19 protein-coding genes are annotated in these 22,000 nt (G+C 66.2%); 8 read left to right on the forward strand and 11 right to left on the reverse strand.

Annotated elements, in window-relative coordinates; translation table 11 throughout:
• Positions 1-88: 88 nt before the first annotated feature.
• From RBR29_RS01265 to RBR29_RS01280, 4 genes are all read right to left on the reverse strand, one after another.
• On the reverse strand, positions 89-856 hold the full coding sequence (locus RBR29_RS01265; RefSeq protein ID WP_320346435.1) for an ABC transporter ATP-binding protein: 768 nt from the start codon (positions 854-856) through the stop codon (positions 89-91).
• A complete protein-coding gene (locus RBR29_RS01270; RefSeq protein ID WP_320346437.1) occupies positions 853-2,664 on the reverse strand; it encodes a branched-chain amino acid ABC transporter ATP-binding protein/permease in 1,812 nt (603 codons plus the stop codon). The genes RBR29_RS01265 and RBR29_RS01270 overlap by 4 nt, the downstream gene beginning before the upstream one ends.
• Before the next feature lie 42 nt (positions 2,665-2,706).
• Positions 2,707-3,744, reverse strand: a complete 1,038-nt coding sequence (locus tag RBR29_RS01275; RefSeq protein WP_320346438.1) for a branched-chain amino acid ABC transporter permease — start codon at positions 3,742-3,744, stop codon at positions 2,707-2,709.
• Between the two features lie 73 nt (positions 3,745-3,817).
• A complete protein-coding gene (locus tag RBR29_RS01280) occupies positions 3,818-4,987 on the reverse strand; it encodes an ABC transporter substrate-binding protein (RefSeq protein ID WP_320346440.1) in 1,170 nt (389 codons plus the stop codon).
• A 232-nt stretch (positions 4,988-5,219) separates the two neighbouring features.
• Between RBR29_RS01280 and msrB the strand changes: the two genes are divergently transcribed.
• The 4 genes from msrB to RBR29_RS01300 are packed head-to-tail and all read left to right on the forward strand — an operon-like array spanning position 5,220 to position 7,326.
• Positions 5,220-5,615, forward strand: a complete 396-nt coding sequence (gene msrB / locus RBR29_RS01285; protein WP_320346442.1) for a peptide-methionine (R)-S-oxide reductase MsrB — start codon at positions 5,220-5,222, stop codon at positions 5,613-5,615.
• A 16-nt stretch (positions 5,616-5,631) separates the two neighbouring features.
• On the forward strand, positions 5,632-6,216 hold the full coding sequence (locus tag RBR29_RS01290; RefSeq protein WP_320346444.1) for a septation protein A: 585 nt from the start codon (positions 5,632-5,634) through the stop codon (positions 6,214-6,216).
• Positions 6,217-6,253: 37 nt separating this feature from the next.
• Complete coding sequence (locus RBR29_RS01295) at positions 6,254-6,541, forward strand: BolA family protein (RefSeq protein ID WP_320346445.1); 288 nt, start codon at positions 6,254-6,256, stop codon at positions 6,539-6,541.
• Positions 6,538-7,326, forward strand: a complete 789-nt coding sequence (locus tag RBR29_RS01300) for a peptidylprolyl isomerase (protein ID WP_320346446.1) — start codon at positions 6,538-6,540, stop codon at positions 7,324-7,326. Before RBR29_RS01295 ends, RBR29_RS01300 begins: the two co-directional genes overlap by 4 nt.
• Positions 7,327-7,406: 80 nt before the next feature.
• Here the strand turns inward: RBR29_RS01300 and ligA are convergent, their stop codons facing one another.
• The 3 genes from ligA to smc are packed head-to-tail and all read right to left on the reverse strand — an operon-like array spanning position 7,407 to position 14,050.
• Entirely contained in the window at positions 7,407-9,503 is a 2,097-nt protein-coding gene (ligA, locus tag RBR29_RS01305; RefSeq protein ID WP_320346500.1) for an NAD-dependent DNA ligase LigA, read from the reverse strand.
• 14 nt (positions 9,504-9,517) lie between these two features.
• A complete protein-coding gene (locus RBR29_RS01310) occupies positions 9,518-10,507 on the reverse strand; it encodes a cell division protein ZipA C-terminal FtsZ-binding domain-containing protein (RefSeq protein ID WP_320346448.1) in 990 nt (329 codons plus the stop codon).
• A 9-nt stretch (positions 10,508-10,516) separates the two neighbouring features.
• Entirely contained in the window at positions 10,517-14,050 is a 3,534-nt protein-coding gene (smc, locus tag RBR29_RS01315; RefSeq protein ID WP_320346450.1) for a chromosome segregation protein SMC, read from the reverse strand.
• A gap of 180 nt (positions 14,051-14,230) precedes the next feature.
• On the opposite strand from smc, the gene lplT reads away from it, so the two are divergent.
• Positions 14,231-15,535 carry a lysophospholipid transporter LplT gene (lplT, locus tag RBR29_RS01320; protein ID WP_320346452.1) on the forward strand — a complete coding sequence of 435 codons (1,305 nt, stop codon included), beginning with the start codon at positions 14,231-14,233 and terminating at the stop codon, positions 15,533-15,535.
• 26 nt (positions 15,536-15,561) lie between these two features.
• On the opposite strand, the gene RBR29_RS01325 is transcribed toward lplT, so the two are convergent.
• Positions 15,562-16,404 carry a uracil-DNA glycosylase gene (locus RBR29_RS01325; protein ID WP_320346454.1) on the reverse strand — a complete coding sequence of 281 codons (843 nt, stop codon included), beginning with the start codon at positions 16,402-16,404 and terminating at the stop codon, positions 15,562-15,564.
• Positions 16,401-17,717, reverse strand: a complete 1,317-nt coding sequence (tsaB, locus tag RBR29_RS01330; RefSeq protein ID WP_320346456.1) for a tRNA (adenosine(37)-N6)-threonylcarbamoyltransferase complex dimerization subunit type 1 TsaB — start codon at positions 17,715-17,717, stop codon at positions 16,401-16,403. The genes RBR29_RS01325 and tsaB overlap by 4 nt, the downstream gene beginning before the upstream one ends.
• 132 nt (positions 17,718-17,849) lie before the next feature.
• Between tsaB and ompR the strand changes: the two genes are divergently transcribed.
• The 3 genes from ompR to RBR29_RS01345 all read left to right on the forward strand — a co-directional run bounded on the left by ompR (position 17,850) and on the right by RBR29_RS01345 (position 20,642).
• Positions 17,850-18,584 (forward strand): two-component system response regulator OmpR, encoded by a 735-nt coding sequence (gene ompR / locus RBR29_RS01335; protein WP_320346458.1) that lies wholly within the window; start codon positions 17,850-17,852, stop codon positions 18,582-18,584.
• 42 nt (positions 18,585-18,626) lie between these two features.
• Positions 18,627-20,006 carry an ATP-binding protein gene (locus RBR29_RS01340; protein ID WP_320346460.1) on the forward strand — a complete coding sequence of 460 codons (1,380 nt, stop codon included), beginning with the start codon at positions 18,627-18,629 and terminating at the stop codon, positions 20,004-20,006.
• Positions 20,007-20,093: 87 nt separating this feature from the next.
• Positions 20,094-20,642 carry a peroxiredoxin gene (locus RBR29_RS01345; protein ID WP_320346462.1) on the forward strand — a complete coding sequence of 183 codons (549 nt, stop codon included), beginning with the start codon at positions 20,094-20,096 and terminating at the stop codon, positions 20,640-20,642.
• A 67-nt stretch (positions 20,643-20,709) separates the two neighbouring features.
• Here RBR29_RS01345 and ispF read toward each other — a convergent pair whose 3' ends face one another.
• The gene (gene ispF / locus RBR29_RS01350) at positions 20,710-21,201 is read right to left on the reverse strand and encodes a 2-C-methyl-D-erythritol 2,4-cyclodiphosphate synthase (RefSeq protein WP_320346464.1); all 492 of its coding nucleotides are present in this window, start codon (positions 21,199-21,201) and stop codon (positions 20,710-20,712) included.
• A 27-nt stretch (positions 21,202-21,228) separates the two neighbouring features.
• Positions 21,229-21,957, reverse strand: coding sequence for a 2-C-methyl-D-erythritol 4-phosphate cytidylyltransferase (locus RBR29_RS01355; RefSeq protein WP_320346466.1), 729 nt, complete (start codon positions 21,955-21,957; stop codon positions 21,229-21,231).
• Positions 21,958-22,000: the final 43 nt, after the last annotated feature.

Consider the following 22,000-nt stretch of genomic DNA (forward strand, 5'->3'; position numbering starts at 1 on the left):
GAGTCCTCAAGGACTCTTGCCCATAGAACCAGCCCGCCCCACCTCGCGGCCTGCATGCCGCTCGGACTCGCCTGGCACACAAGAGTCCTCAAGGACTCTTGTGTGTCCCGGCGAGTCCCAAATAACTTTCTGCTATTCGGGGGTGGTCGGCGAGCATGCGGGATTCGCCTTCCAGGACGACGGCGCCGGTCTCCAGCACGTAGCCCCGGTCGGCCACGTGCAGGGCCGCGCGGGCATTCTGCTCGACCAGCAGGATGGACACGCCGGTGCTGCGCAGCCGGGCAATCGTCTGGAAGATCTCGCGGACCACCCGGGGCGCCAGGCCCAGGCTGGGCTCGTCCAGCAGCAGCAGCGCGGGCCGGGCCATCAGGGCGCGGCCCAGCGCCAGCATCTGGCGTTCTCCCCCCGACAGGGTGCCTGCCGCCTGGCCGGCACGTTCCTGCAGGCGCGGGAACAGGGCGTAGACCTCGTCCAGCGTGTCGCGCCAGCCCCGCACGCCCGCACGGTACAGGCGAAAGCCCCCCAGCAACAGGTTGTCGCGCACGGTCATGCTGGCGAACAGTTCCCGGCGTTCCGGCACCAGCGACATCCCCTGGCCGACGCGGCGCTCGATGTCCCAGCCCTGCACTTCGGCACCCTGGAACAGGATCGATCCCTGGCTGTGCCCCTGCAAGGGCAGCGCCCCCATGATGGCGCCCAACAGTGTCGATTTGCCGGCGCCATTGGCGCCGATGACCGTCACGATCTCACCTCGCCCGACGGTCAGGTCTATGGGATCCAGAGCGGCGACCTTGCCATAGTGCGCCGACAGTCCGCGCACCGACAGCACCGGCACATGTAGATTTTCCGCGCTCATGACGCCACCCCCTGAGGCACGGCATCGGGCACGTTCCAGGTCTCATCCAGGCCGCCCAGATAGGCTTCCAGCACGGCCGGATCGCGCTGAATGTCCGCCGGAACGCCCTCGGCCAGCATCGTGCCGAAATCCATGACCAGCAGGTGGTCGGTGAGATTCATCACGAATTCCATGTCGTGCTCGACCAGCAGCAGGCTCATGCCCTCGCGGCGCAACTGATCGAGCACCGCCGCCAGCGCCTGCTTTTCCTGATAGCGCAGGCCGGCAGCGGGTTCATCGAGCAGCAGCGCAATCGGGTCGCAGCACAGCGCCCGGGCAATTTCCACGATGCGCTGGCGGCCCAGGGGCAGGCTGCCGGCCGGCTGATCGATCACATCGCCCAGACCCACCCGCTCGATCTGGCGGGCGGCCTCACGCAGCAGGGACGCCTCGGCGGTCCGGTCCAGGCGCAGCGCAGCCGACACCACGCCGGTGCCACTGCGCAGATGCGCCCCCAAGGCGACGTTTTCCAGCACGCTCATGTCCGGCAGCAACTGCACGTGCTGGAAACTGCGCGCCAGCCCCCGACGGGCGATCTCATGCGCTGGCAAGCCGTCGATGCGATCCCCCATGAAACGCACGGTGCCTCCCGACAGGGGCGCCACGCCGCTGATGAGATTGAAGGTGGTGCTCTTGCCGGCCCCATTGGGACCGATCAGCCCCATGATTTCACCTGCCCGCAGCCGCAGGCTGATGTCGTTGACCGCCACCAGGCCGCCGAATTCCTTGCGCACGCGATCGACTTCCAGCACCAGGTCGCCAGCCTTGGGCATGGTGCGGCGCGGCAGTTCGGGCGCAGCCGCCAGGCGCGCCGGATCATGGCCGCCGGATTGCGCGCGGCCGCCCAACCGCCGCCACAGCCGGGCCAGAACGGGCCACAGGCCGTCCCGGGCAAATTGCAGCACCAGAATCATCAACACACCAAAGGCCAGCAGTTCCAGGTTCGCGCTGGTGCCGACCAGCCCCGGCAGGACATTCTGCAATTGATCCTTGACGATCAAAATGACGGCGGCGCCCGCTACTGCGCCCCAGACGCTGCCCGATCCCCCCACCACGGCCATGAACAGGTATTCGATGCCATAACTCAGGCCGAAGGGGCTGGGGCTGACGGCCCGCTGCATGTGCGCATACAGCCAGCCCGACACACTACCCAACAGCGCCGCGTAAACGAAGATCACGACCTTGTAGTGCGCCAGATCGATACCAAAGGATTCGGCCATGGAACCGCTGCGCAAGGCACGGATCGCGCGGCCTGCGCGGGAATCCAGCAGATTGTGCGTGGCCCACAGGGCCAGCAGCAGGACCAGCCAGATCAGCAGGTACATGCGCGACCCGGCCCCCAGGGACCAGTCGCCAATCGACAGGGGCGGAATGCCCGCAATGCCATCGTACCGCCCCAGGAAATCCAGATTGCCGTACAAGTAGTACAGCGCCAGACACCAGGCCAGGGTGCACAAGGGCAGGTAATGGCCGGACAGGCGCAGTGTGATGGCCCCCAGCACGTACGCTGCCAGGCAGGTCAGCAGCAGGCCCGCGACCAGGCCCAGCCAGGGGGACAGGCCCGCCGCCGTCGTCAGCCAGGCAGTGGAATACGCCCCCAGGCCGACAAAGGCCGATTGGCCAAAGGATGTCAGCCCGCCGACGCCCGTCAGCAGGACCAATCCCAGCACCACCAGGCTGTAGAGCCCGATGTAATTCATCTGCGTGATCCAGAAGGCAGGCACGCCCGGAATCCAGGGCAGCAGGGCCAGGATCGGGAGCAGTACCATGAGGAGATGACGTGGGCGCATGAGACCTAGTGCCTGTTCACACTAATCCTCCTCATCCAGATGGACGCTGCCAAACGAGCGCCACATCAGAATCGGAATGATCAAGGTAAAGACGATGGCTTCCTTGAACGGACTGGCCCAGAAAGAAGCAAAGGCTTCCAGGATGCCGACGAACAAGGCCCCCACTGCCGCTACCGGGTAACTGACCAGCCCACCGAAAATCGCGGCCACGAAACCCTTCAGTCCGATCAGGAAGCCGGTGTCGTAATAAATGGTGGTCATGGCGGCAATCAACATCCCCGACAGTGCGCCGATGATGGCCGCCAGAGTGAACGTCAGACTGCCCGCCACTCGCGTGCTGATCCCCACCAGCCGCGCACCACGCCGGTTGACGGCCGTGGCCCGCAAGGCGCTGCCGTACAGGGTGCGGCTGAAAAACAGCCACAGACCACCCATCAGCACGGCGCAGCTTGCCAGCACGACAAAGGTCTGGGCCGTCCAGGCCACCGGCCCGATCTGCACCGAACCTTCGACCAGGGCCGGCGTGCGCCAGCCCTCGGCACCAAAGAACAGCAGGCCCAGGCCGGTCAGGGCAAAGTGCACGGCAACCGAAATGATCAGCAGCACCAGCACACTGGCCTGCTCGACCGGCTGGTAGACCAGGCGATAGATCATCGGCCCCATGGGCACCACCAAGGCCAGCGCAAACAGCACGCGCAGCGCCAACGGCACGTCCGGACCGGCGGCCAGGGGCGCCAGGGCCAGCAGCGCCAACGGCAGGGCCAGCGCCCAGCCCAGCGTACGGCCATAGCCGCGCCACTGGCGGGCCCGCACGCACGAAACGGCTTCGGCCAGACAGACCAGCACACCCAGCAACACCAGCAGATACGCCGTCCCCGGCACCCGGCCATTGGCGAGAAACGCCAGGGACAAGGCGCCGAAGGTGACGAATTCCCCCTGGGGGATGAAGATCACCCGCGTGACCACGAACACCAGGACCAGCGCCAGGCCCAGCAGCGCATAGATGGTGCCGTTCAGGATGCCGTCCTGCAGCAGGATCAACGCAACGGTCAGATCCACGGCGCCGATCCCCCCGCCTCTGAGACAATCCAGCCGCTACCCCGGAGCACGGCAAGGCCGACGCAGCATCGCATCACAGGTCGGGCCGGTAGGTCCACTTGCCGTCGACCACCTGCACCATGACGCGACCACGCCCATCCAGGCCCGCATGATCGGTCGGGCTCATGGTGAAGACCCCCTGCGAAGCCGGCAGTTCCTTGACCTGTTCCAGCGCATCGCGCAGGGCCGCGCGGAATTCCGGCGTGCCCGGCTGGGCGCCGGTCTTCAAGGCGCGAGGGATGGCATCGTTGATCAGCTGGCCGGCATCCCACATATGGCCGCCGAACGTATTGGTCGTGCCTGCCCCGTGCTGGCCCTCGTAGGCATTGACATACGTCAGGGCGCTGGTCTTGACCGGATTGCTGTCAGGCAGCTGGGCCGCGACCAGCAGCGGGCCGGCGGGCAGGATCATCCCTTCGCACGCCTTGCCGCAGACCCGCAGCACGTCATTGTTGGCCGCGCCATGGGTCTGATAGATCTGCCCCTTGTAGCCACGTTCCACCAGTTCGCGCTGTGGCAGGGCGGCCGGCGTACCGGCACCGGCGATCAGGATCCCGTCAGGCTTGGCCGCAAGCAGCTTCAGAATCTGGCCGGTGACACTGGTATCGGGCCGCGCATAGCGTTCCACGCCCACAATCCGGATGCCTTGTGCCTCGGCCTTGGCCGTCATTTCCTGCAGCCAGCCCTCGCCGTAGGCATCGCTGAAACCAATGAAGCCCAGGGTCTTGACGTTCTGCTTGACCATCGCATTCGCCAGGGCCTCGGCCATCAGCGCATCGTTCTGCGGCGTCTTGTAGACCCACTTGCGCGGGCCATCCACCGGCGCAACGAGCTTGACACCCGCAGCCACGCTGATCATGGGCGTACCGGTCTCGGCGGCAACGTCGGACATGGCCAGGGAACCCGGCACGGCCGAGGTGCCCAGCACCACATCGACGTGGTCCTCGGCCGTGAGCTTGCGGATGTTCTTGACCGCCTGGGTGGTGTCGGTCGCGTCGTCCAGCACGATGTACTGCACCGCCTGGCCACCGATTTCAGTGGGCAACAGCGCCACGGTATCGCGTTCGGGAATGCCTAGCGAGGCCGCTGGGCCGGTCGATGACACCGTCACACCCACCTTGATCTGAGCCGTGGCAGCCAGCGGCAGCGCTGCCAGCAACGCGGCAGCGCCCAGGGTCAGGCGCAGAGAAAGCGGAAATATCATGTTTGTCTCCGAATGTTTTTGACGGATCGTGCAATTCATGACCACGAACCCGACAGGTCAAGGCATGAATACGTGAACGGGCGTCATATTATCTCAGGCTGGCGCAATTTGCTGCCACGAATTGGCAAATCGCCATGCAATCGCACCCACACGCCCATGCACGACGTCCCTGCCGCCAATCCCAAAGTCGATTAACATGAAGGATTGGAGTGAAATTCTGGACAGGTTCCTCGTGGACAAGATCAAGCGCACGGACGCCGAATGGCGCGCGCAGCTTTCCCCCGAAGAATTCGCGGTCACGCGGCTCAAGCACACCGAACGGCCGTTCACTGGACGCTACTGGGACACCACCCAGCCGGGCATCTACCTGTGCGTATGCTGCGGCGCTCCGCTGTTTGCCTCCGACACGAAATTCGACGCCGGCTGCGGCTGGCCCAGCTATTTCGAACCGCTTGCCCCCGACCGCGTGCGCGAACTGCGCGACACCAGCCACGGCATGATCCGCACGGAAATCCTGTGCGCCGCCTGCGATGCCCACCTGGGCCATGTATTCCCCGATGGGCCACCGCCCACCGGACTGCGCTACTGCATCAATTCCCTGTCCCTGAAATTTATTCCGCACGAATGACTGGAAGACCGCCCGAATGAAAAAATTCCTCTTCGACCTCTTCCCGCTGATTCTGTTTTTCCTGGCGTTCAAGTTCGCCGACATCTACGTCGCCACCGGAACCGCCATGGCGGCGGCCGTGCTGCAGATCCTGTGGCTGCGGCTGACCGGACGCGCGATCGAACCCACGCACTGGATCAACCTGACAGTGATCGTGGTGTTCGGCGGCGCGACCCTGCTGTTTCACGACGACACCTTCATCAAATGGAAACCCACCGTCCTGTACTGGCTGTTTGCCGCCATCCTGATGGGCGCGCGCCTGTTCGCCGGGCGCAACCTGATGCGCCGTCTGATGGGGGAAAAAATCGCCCTGCCGGACCGCGCCTGGACCCGTCTGAACGACAGCTGGGCCGGATTCTTCGTCGTCTCGGGCGCCCTGAACCTGTATGTGGCCTTCTCCGGCCGTTTCACCGAGGCGCAATGGGTGAATTTCAAGGTCTTCGGTCTGATGATTCTGCTGCTGCTGTTCGTGGTGGCGCAGTCACTGTGGCTGGGCCGGCACATCCAGACCGAATCCGCCGCGCCCCGAATCAACGGCCCCGACGGCAATCCACGCGGATGAATCCGCTGGTTGCCGGCAGCGCCCTGGAAAATCGCCCATGACTTCGACCGAAACCGATCTGAACCCCTTGCTGGCCGAACGGCTGGCCGCGCTCGAGCCCACGCAGCTGGATCTCATCGATGAATCCCACCTGCACGCCGGTCACGCTGGCGCCCAGGGCGGCGCCAGGCACTTTCGCGTCCGGATCCTGTCCAACCGATTCCAGGGGCTCGGCACCCTCGCCCGCCATCGTCTTGTGTATGATTGCGTGCGGGATCTGATGCCCCATCCGCTCCACGCCCTGGCCATCGAGGCCGGTCTTCCTCCCACTGAAGGACTTTCATGAAACGCATCGCTGCTGTCGCCCTGGCCTGCTCCCTGTCGCTGCCGGTCTGGGCCAAGGACATTGCCACCGTCAACGGCCAAGGGATCTCCCAGGCCAAATTCGACCAGTTCGTCGGCATGCTGGTCGCTCAAGGCGCCCAGGACACGCCGCAACTGCGTGACCAGGTCAAACAGGAAATGATCAACCGCCTGGTGGCCGTCCAGGCCGCCGAAAAGGCCGGCCTGCAAAAAGACCCCGCCGTCCAGCAGGAAACCGAACTGGCCACGCAAAGCATTCTGGTACGCGCCCTGATGGCCAAATACCTGAAGGACCACCCCATCAGCGAAGCCGACCTGAAAAAGGAATACGACACCATCAAGGCCGAGCAAGCCTCGCGCAAGGAATACAAGCTGCGCCACATCCTGGTCAAGGACGAAGCCAAGGCTCAGGATCTGATCAAATCAATCAAGGCGAAAAAGACCTCGTTCGAGGCCGCCGCCAAGAAAGACTCGATCGACACCGGCAGCGGCAAGAACGGCGGCGAACTGGGCTGGGGCCCCAGCAGCAACTACGTGCCTGAATTCGCCCAGGCCGTCGATAGCATGAAAAAAGGCGAACTCAGCGCCAAGCCCGTACAGACGCAATTCGGCTGGCACGTGATCCAGGTCGAGGACGTGCGCCCGATCGCCTTCCCGTCCTTTGACGAAGCCAAGCCCCAACTGGAAGAAATGATGCGTCAACAGGCCCTGGCCGACTACCAGAAAAGCCTGATGAAAGACGCCAAGATCGTGGACAAGGCCGAATAACGCCCCCCACATCGCAATCGCGGCTTGCAAGCCGCTGGGCATTTCGACGGCCTTCCTCATGGAAGGCCGTTTTCATTGAATCAAGAATTCAGCAGCGCCTGCAGGCCAGCCTCGTCGATCACGGCCACACCCAGTTCGTTGGCCTTGGCCAGCTTGCTGCCAGCATCCAGGCCAGCCACCACCCAGGCGGTCTTGCGGGACACCGAGCCACTGACCTTGCCGCCTGCGGCCAGAATCAAGCGCGTGGCCTCGTCCCGACTCAGGGTCGGCAGCGTGCCCGTCAGCACCAGGGTCTTGCCCGCCAGGGGTTTCTCGCCAGCGGGAATGACCTCGGCCTGCGGCTCGACCCCGGCCGCCCGGAGATCCGCGATGACTTCGCGGTTGTGCGCCTCGGCGAAAAACCGCCGGATCGAGGCCGCCACGACCGGACCGACATCCGGCACCTGCAGCAGGGCCTCTTCCGAGGCGTCCATGATCGCCTCGATGGAACCGAAATGCCGCGCCACGTCACGCGCCGTGGTCTCGCCCACATGGCGGATACCCAGGGCGTACAGCAAGCGGGACAGGGCCGGACGGCGGCGCTGCCGGATCGCCTCGACCAGATTGCGCGCCGATTTCGCGCCCATGCGAGGATAAGTGGACAGTTCCAGTTCTCCGCGACCGTCCGGGTCCGCCAGCGCGTACAGATCCGCCAGGGTACGGACCCGGCCACTGTCGACCAGTTGCTCGATCAGCTTGTCGCCCAGACCATCGATGTCCAGCGCCTTGCGGCTGGCCGCATGCCACAGAGTCTGCTTGCGCTGCGCAGGGCAGAACAACCCACCCGTGCAGCGCGTGATCGCCTCGCCTTCCGGACGTTCGACCGCCGAGCCGCATTCCGGGCAGACCGGGCAGACGGCCTGCAGGTCGAAGACCTGCGCATCGGCAGGGCGCAGCGCCAGCACCGGCCCGACGACCTCGGGGATGACATCGCCCGCACGGCGCACCACCACGGTGTCGCCGATGCGCACGTCCTTGCGACGGATCTCGTCTTCGTTGTGCAGCGTGGCATTGGTCACGGTCACCCCGCCGACAAAGACCGGCTGCAGGCGCGCCACCGGCGTCAACGCCCCGGTGCGTCCGACCTGGACATCGATGCCGAGCAGGCGGGTGGTTTCTTCCTGGGCGGGGAATTTGTGCGCAATGGCAAAGCGCGGTGCGCGCGCCACGAAACCCAGCACAGCCTGGGCGCGCAGTTCATCGACCTTGTAGACCACACCGTCGATGTCATAGGGCAGGCTGGCACGGGATGCACCCACGGTCTCGTAGAAGCGCAACAGGGCCGCAGCGCCCCGGCACGGCGCGCGCCCCGGGCTGACGGCAAAACCGAAACCGGCCAGCCAGTCCAGCATCCCTGAATGGGTTGCGCTCGGCTGCACCTCGGCGCCGGCAGCATCCAGAATCTGTCCCCAGCCATAGGCATAGAAACGCAGCGGCCGGGTCGCCGTCACGCGCGGATCCAGTTGCCGCAGGCTGCCGGCCGCCGCATTGCGCGGGTTGACGAAGGGCTTGTCGCCCCGGGCTACCTGGGCTTCGTTCAGCCGTTGGAAGTCCGCCCGCGTCATCAGGACCTCGCCACGGACTTCCAGCACAGCTGGGGCATCGCCAGCCAGGCGCAAGGGCACCGAGCGCAGGGTACGCATATTGGCCGTGATGTCTTCGCCCTGAACGCCATCGCCCCGCGTGGCTGCCTGGATCAGGCGGCCCTGTTCGTAGCGCAGGGTCACCGCCAGGCCGTCGAACTTGTATTCCGCGACATAGGCCACGCCGCCCACCCCATCGGCCAACAGGCCGGACTCGATCAAGGTGGCCGTGATCCGCTCATCGAACGCCGTCACATCTGCAGCCTCGAAGGCATTGCCCAGGGACAACATGCGCACGGCATGCTGCACCGTGGAAAAATGATCCAGCGGCGCGGCACCCACCCGCTGCGTGGGGGAATCGGGCGTCACCCAGTCGGGATGGTCCTGCTCAAGGGCCTGAAGTTCGGCCATCAGGCGGTCGTATTGCGCATCCGAAATGGACGGCGCATCCTCGACGTAATACCGGCGATTGTGGGCCTCGATATCGGCACGCAAGGCATCCAGGCGGCAGCGATCGGCTGCCGTGCGATCGGCATCCTGCGCAGCGGCATCCATGTCAATCCGACCGGTCACGAAAACACCCGCGCCGCGCGGTCTGTTCCAGCCAAAAAGCCCGCCTGATCCAGCCGATCGTACAGGGCGCTGATCTGCCGGTCGATCGCGGGTGCGGCATCATCCTGGAAAGTCCGCCCCTGGTCATCGAGCACGTAGGCATCCAGGCGTGCGGCCAGATCCCGGCCCACGGTCACCATGCGGCTGAACGCCTGGTCATCGGGCAGACTGTTGGGCACATCCAGCACCAGATCGACACGATGTGTGGACTCGCCGTCTGGCGCCTCGATTTGCAGGACAAAGCGTGGCAGGCCGTTTTCGGCCATCCAGGCCCACTGCCTGCGCCACTGGACGAACCCCGCCTCGGCGGCCGACTGGATGATCGCCGCCACCGGGCGCGGCTGGGCCAACTGCAGGATCAAACCGACCTGGGCATCCATGGCGGCGCAGCGCGCATCGAGCTCAGCCGCCTGGCGCAACACCACATCCTGGTCCGGGGCCTCGATCAGACCCTCGAAGCGTTCCGCCAGATTCTGCGCCAGGGTCCAAAGATTGGACCACTCGATGGCCGTGAGCGGGCCACTGCGATTGGCCAGCACCACTGCCAATTGCAGCGACACATAGGATTCGCCCGGCAAGGCCTCGGCGCGATGGCCGCCGCCCTCGCGTTCCGCAAACACACGCACAGGCTTTTTGCCAACCCGGACGATGGCCCGCAAAGCCTCGACCAGGGATTCTCCCCCCACAGGGTGGGCCAGCGCGATGTCGATGACGGCCTCGCAGGCGGGATCAGGTTCCGGGCTCTCGTCAGCCGCTGGCCGGCCAGCCTGCCACAGCCCGGGTTCGCGCCGGGGCCCCGCGTCGCGCATCAACACGTCCTGGCCGGCTTCCGGCAGCGTCTGGCGCATGCTGCGCCGCGCCCGCCAGTCCTGCCATGCGTTGTACAACAGGACAGCGACGATCAGCGCCACCCCGATCGAAACCAGCAAGATCTGCAAATCGCTCATAGAGTCCTCTCAGGCCGCCTCTGCCGCCCATTGCAAGGCCGAGTCCATGTCCACGGCCACGATCCGCGACACACCCTGTTCCTGCATGGTCACCCCGACCAGTTGCCGGGCCATCTGCATGGCGATCTTGTTGTGCGAAATGAACAGGAACTGCGTCTGGTCGCTCATGCTGCGCACCAGATTCGCGTACCGCTCGGTATTGGCATCGTCCAGCGGCGCATCGACTTCATCGAGCAGGCAGAACGGTGCCGGATTGAGTTTGAACAAGGCGAACACCAGCGCCGTCGCCGTCAGGGCTTTTTCACCCCCCGACAACAGGTGGATGGTGCTGTTGCGCTTGCCTGGCGGCTGGGCCATGACCTGCACCCCGGCGTCCAGGATTTCGTCGCCGGTCATGGTCAGGCGGGCCTCGCCGCCGCCGAACAGGCGCGGAAACAGTTCGCCAAAATGGCCATTGACCGTCTCGAAAGTCTGCGACAGCAGTTCGCGGGTTTCACGGTCGATGCGGCGGATCGCATTTTCCAGTGTGTCGATGGCTGCCAGCAAGTCGGCATGCTGGGCATCCAGGAAACCCTTGCGTTCGCGCGCCGCCGTCAATTCGTCCAGCGCCGCCAGGTTGACGGCGCCCAGGGATTCGATGGCGCGCGTGATGCGCTGGACTTCGGCATGCAGCCAATCGAGCCGCCGCCACTGGGGCGGCTGTTCGTCCAGATGACGGCTCAGGGCATTGCGATCGACCTGGCGGGCATCGAGCTGTTCGGCGAATTGCTCGACCGACAGGCGCGCGGCCTGTTCTTTCAGTTGCAGTTCGGTGATGCGCGCCCGCAGCGGATCGAGACCGCGTTCCAGCGTCAGGCGGCTCTCATCGGCCTCGCGCAGGGCGGCGGCGGCCCGATCCTGTTCCAGCCGCGCCTCGCGCAGCGCCTCTTCGCACGCTGCCCGGGCTTCAAGCGCGTCCTGCAGGCCCGCCTGCGCCACGGATTCATCCAGTTCGAACAATTCACCCTGCAAGGATTCGAGTTCGGTCCCCGAGCGCCGGGCCTGGTCCTCGGCCAACTGCAGCGTGCGGTGCAATTCATCCAGGCGATGGCGCAGCGTGCGCACGGCGTATTCGGCTTCCTGGGCGGCGCGTTCGTGGTCGCGGCCCCGCTGACGGGACTGCTCTGCCTGACGGGCCAGGTCTTCGGCCTGCAGATCCAGTGCTGCCAGGCGTTCCTGCTGCTCGGCCAGAACCTGATCCAGGGACTCAAAGCGCGCCTCGGATTCGGATCGCCGGACATCCAGCGCGGCCTGCTGTTCGGCCAGTTCATGCAGGTCGCGGTCCAGGCGGCGCAGCTGTTCGTCGGACTGCGCCGCCTGCTGGCTGAGCTGCTGGTGGCGAATCTGGGCATCGTGCTGCGCCCGCATGCGTTCGGCGATCTGCTGGCGTGCAGGCTGCAATGCCTGGGCCAGATTGCGACAGGCCGCATCGGCCTGGGCGTGGGCATCCAGCGCCTGGTCTGCAATCAATTGCGCGGCGCGGATTTCCAGCGCCAGATTATCGATCTGCTGGCTGCGCGCCAGCAAACCGGCCTGTTCGGAGTCAGCCGCGTAGAAGCGGACACTGCAGGCATCGACCCGATGACCATCACGCAGCACCCAGATACTGCCCGGAGGCAATTCGCTGCGCCGGGCGATGGCAGCGCCCAGATCGTCGGCCACATACACATCGCGCAGCCATTCGGCCAGCAGGGGCTGCAGGGCGGCATCGCGCGCATGCACGAAATCCAGCAGGCGGGGCGCATCCGGCCCCGCCGCCGCAGGCGGCCTGGCAGCACCCGGCACCTGGTAGAAGGCCAGGCGCGCAGGCGGCGCATCCTGGGCAAACGCACGCACGAGATCCAGCGTGCGCAGCCCCAGGGCATTCATGCGTTCATGCAGGACAGATTCCAGGGCGGTTTCCCAGCCCGCATCCACCTGCAGCCGCTGCCACAGACGTGTCATGCCGCCCAATTCCTGGCGCTGCAGCCAGGGTTCCAGCGCATCTTCGGACTGGATTTTTTCCTGCAGCGCGATCAGGGCCTGGCGCCGCGCATCGAGCTTTTCGAGGTCCAGCCGGGCGGCCTGGCTGGCTTGCAGCGCCTCGGTCCGGGCGGTTTCCAGGTCCGGCAGACGGGATTCGAGTTCGAGCAACCGCGCCTGGGCTTCTTCCAGGCGTTCCTGGGCGACCGTGCATTCACCCGCCCAGCGCTGCAATTCGGCGGGATCGGGCGCGCCCAGGGCGCTGCGTTCCTGTTCGAGCCGTGCGCGGCGGTCCTCCAGGGCCCGCCACTGGCCATCCGCATCCCGCTGGGACTGCGCGGCCAGCGCCAGATCCTGTTCGGTGCGCGCCAGCGTGCGGCGCCATTCATCGCGCTGGGCCGCCAGATCGCGCAGCCGGGCATCGAGTTCGGGCAGGCCGTCCTGAGCGCTCTGCGCTTGATCGGCCAGTTGTTCCGCACGGGCGCTGGCTTCTTCGATCTGCGCCTGGGTGTCCTCGATGGCCGACTGGCTGTGGGCGCGCTGATCGCCCCATTCCTGCTGCTGGGCCTGCAACTGCGTGCGCCGGACCTGCAGGCGGTTGCGTGAATCGACCACATGGCGAATCTCGGCTTCCAGGCGGCTGACCTGCGCACCGGCCTCGAACAGGCGACCCTGGGCCTGGTGGACGCGCTCGCTGGCCTCGAAGTGCGCGGCGCGACGGGTTTCCAGGTCAGTTTCCAGGGCGCGCAACCCGGCCACGGCCGATTCCAGTTCGGCCTGGGCCCGCTCGGTTTCCACCGCCAGGGACTGGCGGCTTTCGCGCGCGGCCCGTTCGCGCAGCAGCCACAGGGCGTGCTGCTTGAGTTCGCCTTCGGCCTGCAGCGCCCGGTAATCTGCCGCCACCTGGGCCTGGGATTCGAGCTTTTCGAGCTGGCCGTCGAGTTCGCGCAGGATGTCTTCCAGACGGGTCAGGTTGTCGCGCGTGTCGCCCAGGCGGTTTTCGGTTTCTCGACGGCGTTCTTTGTAGCGCGACACCCCGGCGGCTTCTTCCAGGTAGACGCGCAGTTCTTCGGGACGGGCCTCGATCAGGCGATTGATCATGCCCTGCCCGATGATGGCGTATCCACGCGCACCCAGGCCGGTCCCAAGAAAAATGTCGTGGATGTCGCGGCGGCGCACCGGCTGGTTGTTGATGAAATAACTGCTGGTGCCGTCGCGGGTCAGCACCCGGCGCACCGCGATCTCTGTAAAAGCGGACCACTGCCCCGCCGCCCGACCCTGGCTGTTGTCGAACACCAGTTCGACCGAAGCGCGCGCAGCCGGCTTGCGCTGGCCAGACCCATTGAAGATCACGTCCTGCATCGAAGCCCCGCGCAGTTCGGACGCCTTAGTTTCGCCCAGCACCCAACGCACGGCATCGATGATGTTGGATTTGCCGCAGCCGTTGGGGCCCACCACGCCGACCAGCTCGCTGGGCGTGGGAATCACGGTCGGATCCACGAAGGATTTGAATCCGGCAAGTTTGATCTGCGTGAGGCGCACGGTACAGGGACGGTCGAAAATTCGAGTCGCGTGAGTGACAGCGTATGATAACGCACCGGGTGCAGGCAATCCGCCGCCACCGGCGCCGTCACCCCAGCGGCAACCCGCTATACTGCAACTCTTTTTTACGGGCGCGCCTTGCGGCAGCCGCCCCCTTCATCAACCACCTGGGGTCCGCGAGTGAACAAGGGCTTTTACATGGTCATGGCCGCGCAGGCGCTGTCGTCCGTCGCGGACAATGCCCTGCTCATCGCCGCCATCGGGCTGATCGCCGACCTCAGCGGCCCGGAATGGATGGCCCCCATGATGAAATGGTGGTTCGCCCTGGCCTACGTGGTGCTGGCCGCCTTTGTCGGCGCCTTTGCCGATGCCTTCCCCAAAGGCCGGGTCATGTTCGCCACCAATGCGCTCAAGACCTGCGGCTGCCTGCTGATGTTCAGCTACGGCGCATTCGGGCTGGGCCACGAACATCAGCTGATCCTGATCTTCATCGCCTACACGGTCGTCGGCATTGGCGCAGCTGCCTATTCCCCCGCAAAATACGGCATCGTCACCGAAATGCTGCCCCCCGACCTGCTGGTCAAGGGCAACAGCTGGATCGAGGGCCTGACCGTGCTGTCGGTCATCATCGGCACCGTCCTGGGTGGCCTGCTCATCAGTCCGGCCGTCTCGGCCTGGCTGATGTCCTTCAGCTGGATGGACAGCCTGGCCGACAATGCCGCGCAATGCGCCATCCTGATCATTGGGCTGGTCTACGTCGCAGCCGCCCTGTGCAATCTGCTGATCCCCGACACCCACGCCTTCTATCCCCGCCAGCAGGCTCATCCGATCGCCCTGATCCGCAATTTTGCCCGCTATGTCCGCATTCTGTGGTCTGACAAGCTCGGCCAGATCTCGCTGGCCGTCACCACCCTGTTCTGGGGCGCCGGCGCGACCCTGCAGTTCATCGTCATCGAATGGGGTGCCCAGCACCTGGGCTACCGCCTGGATCAGGCCTCCGTGCTGATGGGTGTAGCGGCCTTTGGCACCGTGATCGGGGCGATCTGCGCCGGCCGGGTGCCGCTGCGCCGCGCACTGGCCGTCCTGCCGGTGGGGGTGGCCATGGGCCTGGTGGTCCTGCTGATGCCGGCCGTCTACACGACCTGGACGGTGTACTGCCTGCTGCTGCTGATCGGCGGCCTGTCGGGATTTTTCGTGGTCCCCATGAACGCGCTGCTGCAGCACCGCGGCCACGTGCTGCTGTCAGCCGGCCATTCGATCGCCGTGCAGAACTTCAATGAACAGCTGAACATCCTGCTGATGCTGGCGATGTACAGCCTGATGCTGTGGCTGGGCCTGTCCATCAACCTGATCATCGCCCTGTTCGGCATCCTGGTCGCCTGCCTGATGCTGGTCGTCATCCACTGGAACCGGCTCAATCACCGCGCCCATCCAGAACTGAGCCAGATGATCGGGCAGACCGGCCACGGCACGGCGCTGCACTAAGCCTGCACAAGTTCAGAGGCGCTTTCCTAAGCGCCCTGTCTGTCCCTGGCGGCCTGCGCCAGGCCCGCCAGATCACGCCAGGCTTCCGCCTTCCAGGCAGAACGCACCAGCAGCGACGAAGGCTGATGCGTGACCCAGACCGGGATCGGCTCGCCTTGGTCGGGCACGTACTGGTGCGGACCGCCGCGCAATGCGTCCAGATCCCCATTCGCCCCGGTCACCGCCTGCGCCGCCACCCGGCCCAGCGCCAGGATCCAGTGCGGCTGCAGCAAGGCGATCTGCTGGCGCAACCAGGGCAGGCAGGCCGCAACGTCCTCGGGCGAGGGTTCCCGTCCACCCACGGCGCGGCATTTGACCACATAGGTCAGATAAGTCGAATCGCCCTGTGGCAGGCGCGCGGCCGCCAGCATGGCCGCCAGCAGGCGGCCCTGATCGCCCTGGAACGGCTGGCCATCGGCATCGTCCTCGATGCCGGGTTGCTCGCCGACGATCAGGTAGTGTGGCCGGACCACCTGGCCGGTTCCAGGCACGGCCCGGACGCGCTGGGCCTGGCGCCCGCATCGGGCGCAGGCAGCCACTGCGGCATCCAGCACTGACAGGTCCAGGCAGTCAGCAGGCGCAGCCACAGCGGCCGCCGGATCAGAAGACGCTGGAACGGGCGGTGCAACAAGCCCGGCCGGGGCGCGGACACGCACCAGCCCGGCGCTGGCGGCCACCGCATCGGAACCCGGCGCTGGTGGCTCGGCCACCGGCGCCAGGGCAGACGATGCCGGCGCCGGGTCCGGGCGCGTGGCCAGCCAATGCGTGTCCAGCCCGATCTCGGCCAGCCAGGCCGCCTGTCCGGGACGCAACAGCACGCGCGCCGTCATGACCGCCCCCTGGAATGCGCCATTCCCGGTCCAGTCCCTGCGGGCGCCACGGCAACCTGGGATTGCCCGGCGTTGGCCTGGGCCGCATCCGCCAGGGACAGCGTCATGATCCAGGCGTCCTCGCGCCCCTGGGCCGCAGGGTAATAGCCCCGGCGCAGCCCGGCCTGGACGAAACCGTGCCGATGATAAAAAGCGATGGCGCCCTGGTTGCTGGGGCGGACTTCCAGGGTGAGCGCCGGCAGGCCCGAGCCCCGGCAATGTTCGACGCAACGACGCAACAACCGGGTGCCCACCCCCTGACGCTGAGCATCCGGACGCACGCCGATGACCAGCAGGTGCGCCATGTCCGGCGCGTCCATCACCAGGGCGAAACCGAGCATCGCGCCCATGCGGCGCACGACCCAGCCGTGGTAGCCAGCGGCCAGGCCGTCGATGAAATTTTTGCGGGTCCAGGGAAAGGACTGCACCCGCCCCTCGATGGCGGCGACTTCGTCGATGTCGGCGGGCATCATGTCGTGCAGGGTCAGGGTGGCCGCGCCGACCTGGGGATTGCCCCCGAACCCGTCGGCACGTTCAGCCGTGGTGTAGGCGACCTTGTCGCGCACATAGGCAGGCGATGCCAGGGCGGCATCCACGGCCCGCCCCTGGCGCCAGGCCTGTGCCGCCAGCCGGGCAATCGTGCCCGCCTGGGCATGCGCGCCGTCCGGCGCCGTGGACGCGCACCGCGCACCCAGGGCCGCAAGTTCATCGCCCAGACCGGGAAAAACCTGGAGCGCATCCCCATGCACCGTCCAGCCGCCCCCTGCCTGCAGGCCCCAGTCGGCCATGCCACAGGCGGCCCAATCTGCCACATCGGCACGCGCCAGCAAGGCGGGCGCCTGCAACGCAGTCCAATCCGCCCCGGCCGCCCGATAGACGGCGGCATAGACTTCGTTCATGCGCGCGTCCTGCAGCACCACGTGGACCCCGTCCGGATCCTCGCCAGCCCCCTGCAGCGCCACCGCGCACAGGGAATCCACCGGCAGCACCGGAATCCCCAGCGCCACCGCCAGGCCCTGAGCGACCCCACAGGCCACGCGCAGCCCCGTGAACCCGCCCGGCCCCTGGCCGAAGGCCACCGCAGACAGATCGCGGCGGGCCAGGCCAGCCTGATCCAACAGCCCCTGCGCCATGGGCAGGATGCGTTCGGCATGTTCGCCACGGCCTGCATGCGCCGCCGCACTGAGCCGCGTCACGCCCGCCGTCCGGGACAGCAGCGCAACGCCGCACAAAGTGCTTGATGTTTCAAACGCGAGAATGTGAAAATCGTCCATAACCAGGACATTTTAAAGGAGCGGCCAAAGAACACTGCTTATTTCGTTTCAATCACGACAACCAAACGCTTATTGTGTAATTTGTTGTGATAAGCGCTGGCACCCCTTTCTCGACCCTGTTACATTTTCCGCATGAACACGCAAAATCAGACTCTCACCCGCAAGATCCTCATCGTCGACGATGATCCCAGGCTGCGCGATCTGCTGCGCCGGTATCTGTCCGAACAGGGCTTCAATGTCTACGTCGCCGAAGACGCCAAGGAAATGGCCAAGCTCTGGCAACGCGAACATTTCGACCTCCTGGTCCTGGACCTGATGCTGCCCGGAGAAGACGGCCTGTCCATCTGCCGCCGGCTGCGGGGCAGCCACGACAATACGCCCATCATCATGCTGACCGCCAAGGCCGAGGAAATCGACCGCATCGTCGGCCTGGAAATGGGCGCGGACGACTATCTCACCAAACCCTTCAATCCGCGCGAACTGCTGGCCCGGGTCAACGCCATCCTGCGCCGCCGCGGCACCGAAGAACACCCCGGCGCGCCCAGCCAGGAAAACGAATCGGTCGAATTCGGCCCCTATGTGCTGAATCTGTCCACCCGCACCCTGACTCGCAACGGCGAAGCCGTGCCCATCACGACCGGTGAATTCTCCGTCCTCAAGGTCTTCGCCCGCCACCCCAAGGTCCCCCTGTCGCGCGACAAGCTCATGGAACTGGCCCGAGGGCGGGAATACGAGGCCTTCGACCGCAGCCTGGACGTCCAGATTTCCCGGCTGCGCAAGCTGATCGAACCCAATCCTTCCAAGCCGGTCTTCATCCAGACCGTCTGGGGGCTGGGCTACGTCTTCGTGCCCGACGGCGGCCAGTAATTCTCTTGCTGCGGCCCACAGGCCGCGCGCAACGGCCATCCAATGACTTTCCTGAGGCGGATCCGGCACGATGTCCGGCCCCGGCTGCGGCTGGGGCTGTTCAGCCGTTCATTCCTGCTGATCGCCTTCCTGATGCTGGTCAGCCTGGGCGCATGGCTGCAGATCGTCTTCAACATCGAAGAAGGCCCTCGCGCTTCCCAGCTGGCACAGCGGATCGCCACCACGGTCAGCATCACCCGCTCGGCCCTGGTGTACGCACCACCCGCCATGCGTCCCGCCCTGCTGCTGGACCTGGCCACCCAGGAAAGCCTGCGCGTCCAACCGCGCGAGCACACCGACGTGCTCGAACCTCTGCCCCACACTACCTACTGGACCAATGTGTCCGGCAAGATCCGCGATCGCCTGGGCAGCCAGACGGCCATCATGTGGTCCGTGAACCAGGTGCCCGGCATCTGGATCAGTTTCCAGATCAACGACGAGATGTACTGGCTGGTCTTCGACCGCGACCAGCTGCGCCTGACCACAGGCCGTGAATGGCTGGGATGGGTCACTGCGTCCCTGCTGCTGGCGCTGCTGGGCGCCGCCATCAGCGTGCGCTTCATCAACCAGCCGCTGGCCCAGCTGGCCAAGGTCGCCCAGCAACTGGCCCGCGGCGAAACGCCGACACCCCTGCCCGAAAAAGGGCCGGGTGAAATCCGCGACATGAATATCGCCTTCAACCGCATGGCGCGCGACCTGCGGCAGAACGAGGCCGACCGGGAAATCATGCTGGCGGGGATTTCCCACGACCTGCGCACGCCTCTGGCGCGGATCCGCCTGGAAATCGAAATGGGCCACATGACCGATGAAGCCCGCCAGGCCATCGACGACGATCTGGCCCAGATCAACCACAGCATCGGTCAGCTGATGGAATACGCGCGGCCGGCCGGCCAGGTGCCCGAGGCCGGCATCGATGTGTCCCGGGTGCTGCAGGATCTGTTCGAACGCGAACGCAGCCACACCGAATCCCAGGGGGGCGACCTGACCGCTTCCATCCAGCCCGGCCTGCAGGCGCGGATCAGCGCCAATGACCTCAAGCGCATCGTCAGCAATCTGATCGAAAATGCCCGACGCTACGGCCGCAGCGCCGACGACGGGCGCGCCCACATCAACCTGGCCGCCCACCAGAGCGGCAATCAGCTGACCATCGAAGTCCGCGACCGGGGCACCGGCATCCCCCAGACCGACATCCAGCGGCTGCTGCGGCCTTTCGCACGCGGCGAGTCCGCCCGCACCGGCGTCAGCGGCGCGGGCCTGGGCCTGTCCATCGTCGAGCGCCTGCTGGGACAGGTCGGCGGCAAATTCACCCTGGCGCCCAATACGCCCTGCGGTCTGCTGGCGCGCATCGAGATCCCCAAGGCCAGGCCCCAGGGAAAAACCTGACGCCGCATCGCAGCAATGCCATAGGCCGGCCATGGCGTAGAATTGGGACGACGACCCTGACGGTCGTCCATCATCTCAGGAGCCCCGATGAAAACCATAGGCGACAAGCTCGAGGCCTTCCGCGTCACCGGCGTCAAACCCGGATTCAATCAGCACGAGGAAAACGGCGTCTCGGCATTCGAGGACATCACCGAATCATCCTTCCCCGGCAAATGGAAGGTGATCTACTTCTACCCCAAGGACTTCACCCAGGTCTGCCCCACTGAAATCGTCGGTTTCAACGCCCTGGCCGACGAATTCGAAGCACGCGGCGCCGTCCTCATGGGTGGTTCGACCGACAACGAATACGTCAAGCTCGCCTGGCGGCGCGCCAGCCCCGAACTGGGCAAGCTCAACCACTACCAGTTCAGCGACACCGCAGGCGCGCTGGTCGATCCGCTGGGCATTCGCGAAAAATCCGAAGGCGTCGCACTGCGAGCCACGTTCATCGTCGATCCGGACAACATCATCCAGCACGTGGCGGTCAACAATTTCAATGTTGGCCGCAGCCCCGAAGAAACCCTGCGCGTCCTGGACGCGCTGCTGACCGACTGCCTGTGCGCCTGCAACCGCCCAGTCGGAGGCAGCACCCTGTAATGCCTTCCACGCCGGGCCGCGCCTGCGGCCCGGTCGCATCCATCTCGCCGCCAGCGATCCGGATGCGTCAGATACGCGCCAGCAGCGCCACGGCGCTGGTCGCGATCCCCTCGCCCCGCCCCAGATAGCCCAGGCCTTCGTTGGTCTTGGCCTTGATGTTGACCTGCGCCGGATCGATCCCCAGGTCACCGGCGATGCAGGCCGCCATGGCCGGCGCATGCGGCGCGATCTTCGGCGCCTGCGCGTGCACCGTGGCATCCACGTTGACCACGGCCCAGCCCGCCGCGCGCGCCAGGCGCACGGCCTCGCGCAGGAACAGGCGGCTGTCGGCCCCGGCCCAACGCGGATCGCGATCGGAAAAATGGCGGCCAATATCCCCCAGCCCGGCCGCCCCCAGCACCGCATCGGTGATCGCATGCAGCAAGGCATCCGCATCCGAATGGCCGACCAGCCCTCGATCATGGGGGATCGACACGCCGCCAAGGATCAGCGGCCGGCCCTTGGCCAGCACGTGCAGATCGTGGCCCTGGCCGATGCGAAAAGGAAAGGAGGACGTCATGATGGGATGGCTCCAGTCAAATGCCATTCAGGGCCTGGGCGGTTCGCACCGCGCCGCAAGCCGGCCCTCGAACCAGGCGAAATCTTCCGGCCAGGTCAGCTTGTCATTGGCCCGCGCTCCGCGCACCAGCAGCGGGGCGCGACCCGAAACACCGGCCAATTCCACCGCCGAAGCCTCGTCGGTGACCCGGGGGTCGCCGGCGCAAGCAGCCAGCGCCGCCCGCAATTCCCCGGCACGGAACATCTGCGGCGTCTGCGCCAGCCACAGGCCATCGCGCGGCAGGGTCCGCGCCACCCAGGGCACATCAACCGCGCCGCCCGCCTGCTTGACCGTATCGGCCACCGGCAAGGCCAGCAGCCCGCCCTGGTCATGCGCATGGCAGGCATCGATCAGGCGTCCCAGGGCATCGGCCGGCAAGCCGGGCCGGGCTGCATCGTGCACCAGCACCCAGGCGTCGTCCGCCAGACCGGCATCCTGCAAGGCGGCGCGTACCGTCTCGGCCCGCGTGGGGCCCCCGCAGGGGCGCCAGACCGTGCGCGGCAAACCGGCCAGGGCCGATTCTACCCAGGGGTCGCCGGCCGCCACCGCCACCCGGACCTGCAGGATGCGCGGATCCGCCAGCAAGGCCCGTACCGTACGGCGCAGCATGGGTTCTCCGCCCAGATCGCGGTACTGCTTGGGCCGGCCATCGGGGATGCCGGCGCGCGCGCCAACGCCCGCAGCCGGCACCAGGGCGATCAGGGATTCGGTGTTCATGAGCGGCGATTTTAGCCGTTCCGGGTCCTGCACGCCTTTATAC

Source organism: Castellaniella sp. (assembly GCF_034007085.1).
Lineage (GTDB): Bacteria > Pseudomonadota > Gammaproteobacteria > Burkholderiales > Burkholderiaceae_B > Castellaniella.